Here is a 12,685-nt window from a genome sequence, read left to right as displayed (position 1 = left end):
ATGAAGAAGATTAAACTAGGAATATACTGGGTTGCATGTTGTTTGCTTTTAGTGGCTTGTGGAGGAGATTCTGAGCCAAGCGGTGGAGGGAATGGAAACCTAAATAACAGGCCTGTTGGTGAATCGGCAAACGATCTTTTGGCGTCATCTAATTATACTAGACTGGAAGTGGAATTACTTTACGCAGCAGGTTTTGAGCCACCCTCTGCTAGTGTAGATTACCTAAGAAATTTTTTAGCTGCTCGACTGAATAAGTCGGGAGGTATTTCGGTAACAACACGCCAAATTTCTACTCCAGGAAAATCTCAATATAGCCTTCAGGAATTGATAGATATTGAAACTGCCAATCGGATGAAATTCAACAATGAATCGACCATTGCTGCTTATTTGTTCTTTGCCGATGGTAGTTATGCACCAAATGAAAATGTTTTGGGTGTAGCTTATAAAAACACATCTATGGTGCTTTTTCAAAGTAGAATAGAAGAGTTATCAGGTGGAGTGGGCCAGTCATCTACCTCGCTGCTTACTTCAAGTGTAATGGCCCATGAGTTTGGGCATATTTTAGGTTTGGTAAATACGGGATCTCCATTGCAAAGCGATCATCAAGATGTGGCGAATGGACATCATTGTAATGTAGATGATTGCTTAATGTATTTTGCTGTAGAGTCTACAGCCGGCTTGAGTGATTTATTGGGGATGAATGCCCCGCCTGCTTTAGATGCTCAGTGTTTGGCAGACCTAAAGGCTAACGGAGGAAAATAAAAGGGAATAAAGTAAGAACCCTCCAAAAGTTCTCATTTCAATTTTATCATGAGGTTATTTACTTCTCACGGCATAATTGAATCAACTTTTGGAGGGTTTTTCTTAAGCTTATTTTGTTTTGCTTGCCGCTTCTGTAAGTACTTTTTCTGGTATAATGCTCTTCCAAGCTTGAGGTCTTTTCGGGTCAAAGTCCACTAAATACCAATCATCCCCCAGCTTCTTCTCCTTTACCCAAATCACACTCTTATCACCTTTGGCGGTAATTATATTTTTGGCAGTATCATAAGTCACGTTTTCTGAACCAAATTGACTTTTTAACCCACCTACAATTTGGCTTGCCATACTTTTGTTTTGGTCGTTCAGGGTAAGTTTCAAATCCATCTTATAGTCTGCAAGTGCATACTTATCCGAATTTTGAGGAGTTAGACCACTCAAGTTTCCCACTTTAACATTCTCTATTTCAAGTTTTATTCTCAAAAGCTGGAGTAATGAAGCCATTTCTTGCAAACTAACAGACGAGTTTGACTCAAATTGTTTTGGGTGCAGAAAGCCTAGACCCTTTTCAAACTCTTGTTTGGAAGTATGTTCTAGAAATTTATTGAACCTTGCGTTGATTTCCTCTGAATCTGCCTTGCTTAACGATTGCGCCATTAGCCCCGAAGAGAGCATTCCAATGGCGAATAGAATAATATATTTTCTCATGTTTATTTCTTTTTCTTTCTTCTTAACAACTTTCAGGCCTTTATCTTTTTTAGAACCTAGGTTGAAAACAAAAGACTGTCGAATAACGGTAAATGTTGCAGAAATTATGAGTTGATTTTACATAGTTATTTAGATGGCATGTTATCCTTAGCCTTTTCGCTTACAACTTTGGTAGAAGATTGAAAGTTCTGAGTGGAAATCCAGAAGCCATCACCTTGTTTCCAAATGGCTTTGTTCCCCTGCCAAACACCCTTATAATAATATGCTCCACACCCCATTTGAAGTACATTTTCACTGTAAAGCGTTTTGGCGTGAGATGGAGATTTAACCCATTTGTCTACAACATGATCGGCTAATTCTAGATATGAACCAAAATATACTCCACCTACGGCCGATATGTTTTCTGAAATGTTGGGGTTAACTATGCCAGCAAGAGCAGCCCTTTGTTCAGGTGTTTTTCTTTTTTTATCCTTTTTATTAATGTGGTCGAAAAAATCTTCTTTGCCCATTTCCACAGAGTGATTCCATGCCATAATTTCTAAGTTGGGCTGGTAGGCCAATGGGGCTATTCCCTTTTCAATTCTTGCTTCGTTGGAAACAAAAAAGAGGGCAGCGTTTAAAACCTTGTAATCAACTTTGTTTAAATCAATCGGTGCTTTAAAAAGCTTGAACGAACGAAAATTATTGTCATTTAACTCGTTATAGTACTTGTCATCCCATTTCCGTTGTGCACTTAACGATAAGCAACCGAACAGAAGCAACGTGAATAAAATGAGGGACTTAAAAGATTTCATAAGCGAATATATGTATGTTAATTTACGATATATGAAGTTTCTACAGAAAAGTGGTTCTGCTTTAAAATGAATTTATGTTAGTTTTACTCAAACAGAAAACCCTTAAGTGAAGTATAACAAAGCCTTAACCTTATTTGCCCTTCTGGCTTTCTCCCTGTTTTTTCTGACCGATTGTGCAGGAGCCAAAAGAGGAAGAGACCAAAAAGTAAATACAGTAATACAGACCGCACGGTCATATGTGGGTACTCCTTATAAATACGGAGGAACAACAAGGGTAGGGTTAGACTGCTCTGCACTTTTATACCATGCCTACTATAGTGTTCGAATTCAGCTGCCACGTGTGTCTGAAGATCAAGCCAAAATAGGTGATAAAATTAAACTGAAAGATTTAAAGCCAGGCGATATGGTTTTCTTTGCTACGGGCGAAAGAAGAAACCAAATCACACACGCGGGTATTGTTACTGCGGTAAGAAGTAGGTCTGACATTAGGTTTATTCATGCTTCTACCTCGCTGGGGGTAACCGAGAGCAACTTGTTTTCGCCTTATTATATAGAAAGATTCAAACGAGCCAGAAGAGTGCTTTGATTTATATACTTGGCCACGTATATTTGCCGACCTTTTGGGGGATTAGCTCAGCTGGCTAGAGCGCTACACTGGCAGTGTAGAGGTCACCGGTTCGACTCCGGTATTCTCCACCAGAAGTAAAAGCCTTGCAGAAATGCGAGGCTTTTTTGGTTTACTGTAAATATGTTGTATTTATCATTCTTCCCTGTTAATTTATTGAAATTACTAAATTAATGTGTTTCTTAAATCACCCTTGGTGATACTGGAATCAGATAAGAAAATAGAATGATTTTAGCCGAAAAATTTGGTATACCCTTAGCGCTTAAGCTAATGAATGTATGTGCAAAATACACCTACAAACAACTTTCAAATAGCTACTCGTTTTTTAGTATTCTGTCAGAGTTTGGTATTGAGTACCCAAAGGATGAATTTAACTCAATTTATTTACATACCACACTTCTATTCTCATCCACAACGAAACCAAAAGAGCTTATTGAGTTGATATTACTTGATGATAGTCAAAAGGCTTTTAAACAAGAAATATATCAAAATCATGACGGTGCTTTCGCCCTATCACTAAATTCTAGTCTGCATACAAATCCTCTCGTTAGAGAGTTAAAGTACTGGAATGAAATTCCGAAGGAGTATTTTAAGGAGTTTTTCAAAATCTACCGAGAGTTAGTAAAAAGTGTTGCTACTCCTGTGCAATCACAGCTTTTAACTAATCAAGAAACTATTTCTGGCAAAATTGATCAAAACCAAGATGAACTGAGACAGAAGATTGTCTCAATGACTCAAATTCTTCAAGACTTTTCAATTTCGAGAACTGATCAAAGCTCCAGTCTACAAATAGAATATGATCGGCAAGTAAAGTCGATCATAAAAGTGCTGGAAAATGGACAGGCAAGAAGTGCACTGAATCAGTTTAAGGAATTAAAAGAGGCCATCTGGGATAAGGTGAATGACGACTTGAAGTTTAAGATTCTTACCAATATTGGTGTCTGTTACTACCAATTGGGAGAGATTGAATTTGCGAGTAACTCCCTTCAAGAGGCTTATGGTTTTGGTTCAGAGACGGAAGTTGGGTTGAGTAATATGGTCAATGCATTTATAGCTATTGATGATCACAAAAAGGCAAAAGATTACTTGGTAGTGTTTTTTCAAAAATTCCCAACCTCCCCGAAAGCTCATGCGGCCTCCATTCGTCTAAAACCTGAAACGATGTCTGTTCAGGAAATTGAGAGTGCAATCCCCGAAGACCTAAGAGAAAATTACGAAGTCTTATTGTCTCTAGGGTTAAAGGCGAAAAGATTAAAGGACTTTAACCTTTCAATTAAATATCTGAAAACTGCTTTGGAATCAGGTTCGGAGTTGCCATTGGTAAAAGAGCATTTACTTGCCTGTATACTAGAAAAATACGCTGTCAACTTCAGGGTTGCAAACCTTCGATTAATTGATGAAGAAACGGAGAGTGAGCTAAATGAAGCTTTGTTGCTAACTGATGAACTCTTGTCGAAATATGATAAAACAGAATTAAATAGTGTAACAACCCAGTTATATATGAATAAGAGTGTTGTCCTAAATCTTTTAGGACATTTTGATGAGTCACTTAAAGAGGTCAATAAGGCTTTAGCTATCGAGCCTTCTAACCCTAAAGTTCTCAAGCAAAAAGGACTCATATATGTATTTGAAGGAGATACCGAAGAGGCAGTTCAAGTATTGGAAGAGATAACGAATTTCTCAGAAACTCCAGATGTACCAAGCCTCCTATCTGAAGTTTACAGTAAGAGAGGGGAGTTTGACAAAGCTATTAAAATTCTTGAAGAGTATTTAAGTAGTGATTTAGATCAATATTTTAGAAATCAATCTTTAGGATTTCTATTAGAGCTCTTCATTAAGACCAAACAATTTGAAAAAGTTGATGAGCTCTCAAAGAAAGAATTCAAGTCAAATCAAATATTTGACTTTGTTAGCCGAGCCCATATTGCTCGATTTCAAAAAAGTGATATAATTGCTTCAGAGATTCTTATAGACGCAATATCACATGTTACAGATCGCACAACTGCAAGAGAGAGATTCCTATTGGCTGAGCAATTAGTTAAGTCGAATTGTTTGAATTTGGCAATAGAGCTTTTTGAGTCAATTGATGATAAGACTTTATATTCACCGATTACAATTAGACTAGCCAGGCTTTACTATACGGTAGGTCGAAAGGGAGAATGCTTGAAATTGCTTCAAGGACTAAGGGAAAAAAGAGGTGTGCATGATTATGCCAGTTCTTTGGAGGTTTCAATTTATCAGGAATACGGAGATTATGAGAGGGCCAAACTGTTGGCAGAGGAATATCTCCAAAGCTTTTCAGCGAGTATATCAATGAAAATAAGGCTAGCTGGAGTAAATCTTCGGCTTGGTTTTACAGATCTCGTAGATACCTTTTTAAGGGAAGATATTGAAGTTGACGAACTGATGTCAGATGAATTTCACTCTTACCTAGCTCAGCTTATGGCCAGGAATCATAGAGAGAAACTCTTCAAGATTTGCTATGACTACAGGCGAAATCATAATGATGGTGAAGGACATATTCTCTTTACTCAAATTCTCCTTCAATTCCCTCTCAATGAATTTGAGTGTAATCCCCCTACCAAAGTCGATGTCGATACTGTAGTATCTTTTAAAGGTGAGAGGGGTCAGAGTTTTACGCTAGTAATTGAAGATCGTCCAAAAGAAGAACTTAAGGAAAATGAAATAGATACCACTGATGAAAGGTTTGAGATAATCAAAGGTAAATCAGTAGGTGAAAAAATAAGTCTTCCAAATTCAAACGTCACTTGGGAAATAGACTCTATAGCAAACAAACTCCTTCATGCTTTTCATGAAAGTCAAAAGAAATGCGAAACACTGTATGTGAAAGATGCACCCTTTAAGTCTTTCCATGTAGATGATTTACCTGACTTTTTAAATCAAATAGAGAAGGAGGGGGCAGGCTGGCAAGAGAACTTTGACTTAGCAAAACAACAATACAGAGACCGAAAAGCTCCATTAGGAACTATAGCTGAGATGTTTGGCAGGAACCCCATTGATATTTGGAATCAGTTTATCCATATTGAAAATGTTGGCATTCAATCCTCTTTGGGGAATAACGATGAGTTAAAACTGGCCATAGATGCAATTGAGGAAAAGAACGGCTTTTGTTCTGATGTCGTAGGGCTCTTGACACTTTTTGAACTTGACCTTGGAAATGTCATTGCTGAGTTTTTTGGAAAGGTTAAAATAGTCTCTTCAACTTATGATCTGATCTTTGATTACATAGAAGAAAACAAGATATTTTCGACCAGGGCACAAACTACTGATAAGAGTAGGCTGGAATTGTTCTTCGAGTTTGTAAGGGAGAACTGTGAAGTCTTGCCGCCTCAATTGGCTATTGATATGAATAGTAATGAGAAGGAAAGGTTGGACGAGTTAATAGGACGATCTTTCTTTGATACAGCTCTTTTGGCAAAGGAGACAAACACAACTCTTTTGAGCGATGATCTAGCTTTTAGAGGACTAATATATCAGGAATATGGAGTTGAAGGAGTTTGGACTCAATCAATTTTACGATATCTGATAGATAATAAAAAAATTGACAGAGGTTTCTATAATGAAAAGGTTCTTAAGCTCACGAATATGAGATATATCCATACCGCGATTGATGATAATGTTCTGATGTTGGCAGCAGAGAAGGCCAATTTTAAGTACGAATTCGTTTTCTCTTCATGTTTGAGGTTTTTAACGGGGAAAATCAGCTCCCAGAATTCATCATTATTAGTGGCTTTCGGCTTCTTGTATCGCCTTTGGTTACATCCAGAGGCTCAAATTAAAGATAAGCACAATCTTACAATTTGTACTATTACAACCCTTTGCACGGACAGGGTAATTCAGGATATAATTGAAGGTCTAAATTATTTGACCACTCTACGAGGGGCCAATGACAGATCAAGGAGTATTGATGACTGGGTTTATAGGCGAATAAAGCAGGAGGTAAAGGATTGGAAAAAAATATATAAAATTACAGGTTAACTCGACATCACTTTGTTTGTCGCTGCTCATTCTTATCTTCAACTCCCCCTCCCATGCAACTTTCCTACATAATCCTTATCTTTAGCTAGTTATGTCGTTTCTGGTCAATGAAAGCGGCTTAATGGATTAGAAAACCATTTCAAACCTCAAAACAACAACACCATGTTCAAAAGTTATCTCAAAATTGCTCTACGCAGCTTAAAGCGCCACAAAGCTTTTTCTATCATCAATATTCTAGGCTTGTCAGTAGGGCTCACCTGCTGTATGCTCATTGGTCTTTATATTTCTGAAGAAACTAGTTATGACAAGTTTCACACCAATATTGACAATATCTACCGCTTTACACGTGAATTCAAGAGTCCAGATGGTTCTACTTCATTGCACCTGTCGCGAGTAGCACCTCCTTTTGGCCCTTTAGCCAGAGAAGATTTTTCAGGAGAGATAGAAAAAATTGGCCGTATGATGCCAGTTGGAGGGCCAGTTAAGTACAATAATAGGCTGTATGATGAAAACAACTTCTATTTTGCAGATTCAGAAATAGCAGAGATTCTCACCTTTGATGTAATTGAAGGCAATCTGATAGAGGCGTTGTCGCAACCTGGTTCGGTGGTGATTTCCGATGAAATGGCATTCAAGTATTTTGGTAATGAAGATCCGATTGGTAAGTCAATTAACTTTCTTTCTCAAGCCGATTTAATTGTGAAAGGCGTATTCAAGAAGTTACCTGATAACTCTTCTTATCAAATCGATTTTTTAGCAGAAATGACTCCGCTGGAAGCCTTCTTTGGAGGTAGAGAAGCCATGATGCGAAACTGGGGAAGTAACAATTTTGCTACTTTCTTTACCCTTAAGCCCGAAGGTAGAATCGATGAAATTGAACGCAGAATAGGCGATTTCCTCAACAAACATGTGGATGAAGACGCAACTAGTTGGACTAATTTGCACGTTCAGAAATTATCAGATGTTCACCTTCACTCTAACCTAGACGATGAACAGGGGCAAAATAGTGACATTGTGTATGTATACATTTTCGCATCCATTGCTTTCTTGATTTTGGCAATAGCCTGCATTAACTATATGAATTTGGCTACTGCTCGCTCTGCCACTCGTGCCAAAGAAGTGGGAATGCGCAAAGTGTTTGGTGCAGGAAAAGGTAAGTTGATCAATCAGTTTTTAGTCGAATCCATTGTACTTGTGTTCTTTGCCTTGGTTTTGGCCGTTGGTGCCACCTCTTTAATCTTACCGTATTTCAGGTCTTTTACTGGTTTGGAATTGGAGTTTGATCTGTTCACCAACCTGCCGCTAATAGCAGTTATTTTATCAAGTGCCATATTGGTAGGGGTGCTTTCAGGTAGTTATCCTGCTTTTTACCTGTCTTCTTTTCAGCCATTAAAGGTCTTAAAAGGAAAGCTCACTAGTGGTGCAAAAAGTGGCGGATTAAGAAGGTTCTTGGTGGTGGTTCAGTTTACTATTTCGGTAATTCTAATTGTTTCTACCATTGTGGTATTTAAGCAACTCGACTTTATTCAGAATAAGAAATTGGGTTACGACCGTGAACAAATGATGATTATGGGTGTAAGTCAGCCTGTAGCAGATCAATATGAAGCTTTTAAAAATGAACTACTGACAATTCAGGGAGTAAAAATGGCGGGCGGATCAAGCCGAGTTCCTTCAGGGCAACTGCTAGATTCTCAAGGTGCACAAGCCGAGGTAAATGGAGAAATGTCACCCACGCCTGTTGTTATTAAAAGCTTGTCCGTTGACCCTGATTTTATTCCTACTTACCAAATGGAAATGGCCAGCGGCCGCAACTACTCAAAGAATTTTGCAACCGATTCGGCCTCGTTTGTATTGAATGAGAAATCTGTTGAAGTGATTGGCTGGGGAAGCGCTGAAGATGCTATTGGACAAAATATGATTTATGCTGGTGTGCGCGGTAAAGTAATAGGGGTAGTGAAGGACTTTCACTTTGAGTCGTTACAAAGTGAAATTTCACCTATCATTTTGGTAAATCGCCCAAACCAAATGCGTAACCTTTCCATTAAAATTGAAGGAACAGATATTAAGAACTCTATCCAGCAGATTGAAGCATTGTATGCCAGGTTTTCCCCCGATGCTCCGTTGAATTATAACTTTTTAAACGATCGGTTTGCGAACCTTTACACATCTGAGACACAGCGCAGTCAGTTGTTTACTCTTTTTTCAGGCTTGGCCATTTTCTTAGCTTGCTTAGGCCTGTTTGGTTTGGCTTCTTTTACAGTAGCGCAGCGTAGTAAGGAAATCAGTATTAGAAAAGTATTGGGTGCTTCCGTACAGCAGATTGTGGGTATTCTTTCCAAAGAATTCATTATTCTTATTGTAATTGCCATGCTGCTTGCTTTTCCAGTAGCCTGGTATTTTATGAGTGATTGGCTCGAAGGCTATGCTTATCGTATCGGTTTGGGGGCATCTCCATTTCTATTGGCCGCGGCAATCGCTGGAGCAATTGCTTTCTTAACTATAAGTATTCAAACTTTTAAAGCTGCGGTTTCAAATCCTTCGGAACGATTGAGGGATGAGTGATTTTGCTAAGACTTAAACAGAAAGAGGCTTCTCAGTAAACTGAAAAGCCTCTTTCTTTTTTAGGATGCCCCTAGTTAGTTATTTAATGCTGCCCACATATCAATAGCCATTCGCCATTTTCCGTCTTCCCCCTTTTTCCAGACAATCACATATTGACCACGGAAATTGACAGTATCGCCATTATTAACGCTGACACCTTCATAATATCCGTAATCCGAAGCCATACTACCCGAAACTTCAAGCTTTACCGGGGTACTCTTATGTTTGAGTACTTTGATGGATTCTGGAATGTCCCAGTAATTGGTGATTTTTTCTATTCCTTCTACCATATTTCTCGTTCCCGGCAGAATAACGGCATCCTCGGTGTAAAACTCCATTTGGGCTTCAAGATCACCATCAATATAAGCTTGTGAGAAGGCTTTAGCGGCATTGGAAATTGCCAATCGTGCTTCCTCAATATTATTCTCTTCTGGCTGTGTACAACCAAAAACAAGGGAAGTAATTAAAATGAAAGTCAAAAATCGAGTCATCACTGTTCTATAAGATGAACTCAAGTTAAAAATATTAAGTTGCGCCATCCTATTGGACTACATTTTTTATTCGCTCCAATTGTACCAAATGTCGCTGCGTATGAGCCACGATAAAGCGTAGCGCTTCCCCTAATCTCAGTTTCACCATTGAGCCCAAAGCCGTAGGTACTTTTATGCGGTCAATATTCACCGCACGGCTTTTCTCTACCAAAGCAATCATCTGTTCATGAACTTGTTTGAATTCGGCCATTACAGTATTTGAATTAAGTTGACTTTTGGGCTCTAGAAATTTGAAGGTTTTCAACTTCATAGGAATTTCTCCCTCGGGTTTTGGAGCGTTCATTTTGGCAAACATTTTACCCTTCCAATGACCTTTATAATTATCTGTTGCTGCAGGAAGCTGTTGACCATTTAGCTTCTCACTGAAGTTTTTTACATAAACCGCTGTGGCCAAAGTAATGTGCTCAATGCATTGTAGCATGCTCCATTTATCTTCTGCTTCAGGTTGGTTTAGGGTTTTCTCATCTAAATTTTGTGCGAGGTTTTCTACTCGACTTATTGCCTGTTCAAGTTCGTTTACAACCCCATCTAGATATTTTTGAGTGCTTATTGCCATGCCTTTAATTTTTTACAAAGCTAAATGTGGTTCTTGAGTGGAAACTTGATTTATATCAAGAAAGGACTACATCGTCTTTTTTCTCATACGGCTAAAAGTTTCTGCCGACATGCCCAAGTAGGAAGCCAAGTGCTTTTGTGGTACTAACTGAAAAATGTGTGGGCTTTGATCCATTAATCGATTAAAACGTTCTTCGGCCGAATCAGCCAAAATGGACTGAATGAAAACACCAAAACCTACTAAAATACTTTGATTGAAAAGACGCCCCCAGCGCTCAAATACTTTATACTGATCGAATAAGGGCATTAAGTCACGATATTTAATTCGTATTCCAGAAGTTTCTGTGAGTGTTTCAAGCGCATATTGAGATGGTTTTTGTAGCATGAAAGAGTCGTAAACACCACTGTATTCGTCATGGTAAGAGAAGCCGATGTTAAATTCTTCTCCATTTTTTATAAAGTAGCCACGAATGACTCCCTCTGAGATAAAATAAAAGTAAGGTTCAACCTCGCCCAGGTTGCTTACTCGATGGTTTTTATCGAAGGAAAAGGGTCTCCATTTTTGAGTGAAGGCTTGCCATTCTTGATCATTGGGCTGGACAAGGCTTCGGACTTTCTTTTCTAATTGCTGCAAAACTTCTTCCATGAATCTAAAATAGCACAAGCGTTTTAAATCGGAGTCATTTTTGATAGCTTTAGGTATGGGTAAGTCAATCCGTATTTTTAAGTCTCACGAAGAATCCGAACGGTTTATGTTGGAACAGTCTTTAAATAGAACTCCAGAAGAGCGTATTCTTTGGTTGTTGAACCAAATCAAAATCATGAATAAATTTCAGCCTAATAAGAAGGAACCTAGGGGGTTTCAATTGAAGAAGAGAAATGGATGATTTTTACCTCAATGTAATCAAAGCCTTTAATGTGAGTGGCGTGCGGTACATGGTCATTGGAGGGTTTGCCGTGAACTTTTATGGCTACAACCGTTCCACCGGAGATTTAGATTTATGGGTTTCGAATGATGAAAGCAATTTGATTAATCTAGAGAATGCTTTTGATAAAATGGGTTATGTATTTTCAGAAGAAGCTAAAAATGAGCTCCTACAAAATAACATTGTAAGTTTTTCTGAAGGAAATTGCACCGTGGAATTACTTACAAGAATCAATATCAGTAAGGAAATAAGCTTTTATGAAGCGCTAGAAAAAGCCGAAACCCGAATAATTGAAGAAACTGAAATAAAAGTCATTTCTTTCCAAGACTTGAAAAATGAAAAATCCCGATCGAAGCGATATAAAGACTTAGATGATCTTTCAAAATTAGAAGAAGCCGAAGCCTACTATGCGAAAAAGTTAAAAGAAGAATAGCTTAATCGCAAAGGCCGAAGCTGTGACCATCACAAAATAGCGAATCCAATTGTCGCCCAATTTCACACTCCAACGGCTTGCTAACCAGCCGCCACATGCTTGCCCAATGGCCAGCGGAATTCCAAACTCCCAGTTGATGATGCCATAATAAATGAAGATGGCCAAGGCAACCGAAGTATAGGTAAGGGCCACAAATACTTTAATGCTGTTGGTTTTTACTAAACTAAAGCCATTCACTAGTGTGAGCGCCATAATCATTAGGTAACCTACCCCAGCTTGAATAAAGCCTCCGTAAATACCTATAAAGAAGAAGATGATAATGGAAGTGAGTGTTGCCTTTTTACTCGTGTTTTCTTCCTTTTTGAAATATTTGAGAGGATTGATGGCCATGTAAATCACAACCCCTACAATTACGAAGGCGAGTATTTTATTAAATACTTCTCTGTCAATGTCTACCGCTAAAAAGGCACCTACAATAGCTCCGAAAAATGCAGAAATACCCAGCCAAACATTGAATGGGTAAGCTGAAACTCCCTTGCTTTTAAAGCCGAGTACGGCAAATATGTTTTGTAAAACTATAGCTACTCTATTGGTGGCGTTTGCTACGTTATGCGGTAGCCCTAAAAAAATCATGAGTACGGGCAAAGCAAGCAAAGAACCACCACCAGCTAGGGTATTCAGGCAGCCGGCTATTAAGCCGACTGCGAGTAATACCAAGATAATTTGATAGTCCAATG

At 38.5% G+C, this 12,685-nt stretch carries 11 protein-coding genes and 1 tRNA gene; 6 read left to right on the top strand and 6 right to left on the bottom strand.

The features are described 5' to 3' along the window. On the top strand, nucleotides 1-762 hold the full coding sequence (locus tag AAC026_RS15550; RefSeq protein ID WP_339699880.1) for a peptidase: 762 nt from the start codon (nucleotides 1-3) through the stop codon (nucleotides 760-762). 108 nt (nucleotides 763-870) lie between these two features. On the opposite strand, the gene AAC026_RS15545 is transcribed toward AAC026_RS15550, so the two are convergent. Together AAC026_RS15545 and AAC026_RS15540 are read right to left on the bottom strand one after the other, a co-directional pair. Continuing rightward, nucleotides 871-1,464, bottom strand: a complete 594-nt coding sequence (locus AAC026_RS15545) for a hypothetical protein (RefSeq protein ID WP_339608601.1) — start codon at nucleotides 1,462-1,464, stop codon at nucleotides 871-873. A 125-nt stretch (nucleotides 1,465-1,589) separates the two neighbouring features. Then, nucleotides 1,590-2,258 carry a CAP domain-containing protein gene (locus AAC026_RS15540; RefSeq protein WP_339699877.1) on the bottom strand — a complete coding sequence of 223 codons (669 nt, stop codon included), beginning with the start codon at nucleotides 2,256-2,258 and terminating at the stop codon, nucleotides 1,590-1,592. 106 nt (nucleotides 2,259-2,364) lie between these two features. Between AAC026_RS15540 and AAC026_RS15535 the strand changes: the two genes are divergently transcribed. From AAC026_RS15535 to AAC026_RS15520, 4 genes are all read left to right on the top strand, one after another. Continuing rightward, nucleotides 2,365-2,844 carry a C40 family peptidase gene (locus AAC026_RS15535; protein WP_339699875.1) on the top strand — a complete coding sequence of 160 codons (480 nt, stop codon included), beginning with the start codon at nucleotides 2,365-2,367 and terminating at the stop codon, nucleotides 2,842-2,844. A 36-nt stretch (nucleotides 2,845-2,880) separates the two neighbouring features. After that, nucleotides 2,881-2,957, top strand: a tRNA-Ala gene (locus tag AAC026_RS15530). Nucleotides 2,958-3,837: 880 nt separating this feature from the next. After that, on the top strand, nucleotides 3,838-6,882 hold the full coding sequence (locus AAC026_RS15525; protein WP_339699872.1) for a hypothetical protein: 3,045 nt from the start codon (nucleotides 3,838-3,840) through the stop codon (nucleotides 6,880-6,882). Between the two features lie 162 nt (nucleotides 6,883-7,044). After that, entirely contained in the window at nucleotides 7,045-9,444 is a 2,400-nt protein-coding gene (locus AAC026_RS15520) for an ABC transporter permease (protein WP_339699869.1), read from the top strand. 74 nt (nucleotides 9,445-9,518) lie between these two features. On the opposite strand, the gene AAC026_RS15515 is transcribed toward AAC026_RS15520, so the two are convergent. From AAC026_RS15515 to AAC026_RS15505, 3 genes are all read right to left on the bottom strand, one after another. Next, on the bottom strand, nucleotides 9,519-9,998 hold the full coding sequence (locus tag AAC026_RS15515) for a nuclear transport factor 2 family protein (protein ID WP_339699866.1): 480 nt from the start codon (nucleotides 9,996-9,998) through the stop codon (nucleotides 9,519-9,521). 25 nt (nucleotides 9,999-10,023) lie between these two features. Then, a complete protein-coding gene (locus tag AAC026_RS15510; RefSeq protein ID WP_339699864.1) occupies nucleotides 10,024-10,590 on the bottom strand; it encodes a DinB family protein in 567 nt (188 codons plus the stop codon). Nucleotides 10,591-10,656: 66 nt separating this feature from the next. Continuing rightward, the gene (locus AAC026_RS15505) at nucleotides 10,657-11,235 is read right to left on the bottom strand and encodes a Crp/Fnr family transcriptional regulator (RefSeq protein ID WP_339699862.1); all 579 of its coding nucleotides are present in this window, start codon (nucleotides 11,233-11,235) and stop codon (nucleotides 10,657-10,659) included. Between the two features lie 233 nt (nucleotides 11,236-11,468). Between AAC026_RS15505 and AAC026_RS15500 the strand changes: the two genes are divergently transcribed. Further along, complete coding sequence (locus AAC026_RS15500; protein ID WP_339699860.1) at nucleotides 11,469-11,948, top strand: nucleotidyltransferase; 480 nt, start codon at nucleotides 11,469-11,471, stop codon at nucleotides 11,946-11,948. Here AAC026_RS15500 and AAC026_RS15495 read toward each other — a convergent pair. Then, the gene (locus AAC026_RS15495) at nucleotides 11,934-12,683 is read right to left on the bottom strand and encodes a sulfite exporter TauE/SafE family protein (protein ID WP_339699858.1); all 750 of its coding nucleotides are present in this window, start codon (nucleotides 12,681-12,683) and stop codon (nucleotides 11,934-11,936) included. The genes AAC026_RS15500 and AAC026_RS15495 overlap by 15 nt on opposite strands. Between the last annotated feature and the right edge of the window lie 2 nt (nucleotides 12,684-12,685).

It is taken from the genome of uncultured Roseivirga sp., from assembly GCF_963973945.1.
Classification (GTDB): domain Bacteria; phylum Bacteroidota; class Bacteroidia; order Cytophagales; family Cyclobacteriaceae; genus Roseivirga.
The sequence above is the reverse complement of the archived record's forward strand: the minus strand, read 5'-3'. Positions and strand labels throughout refer to the sequence as shown.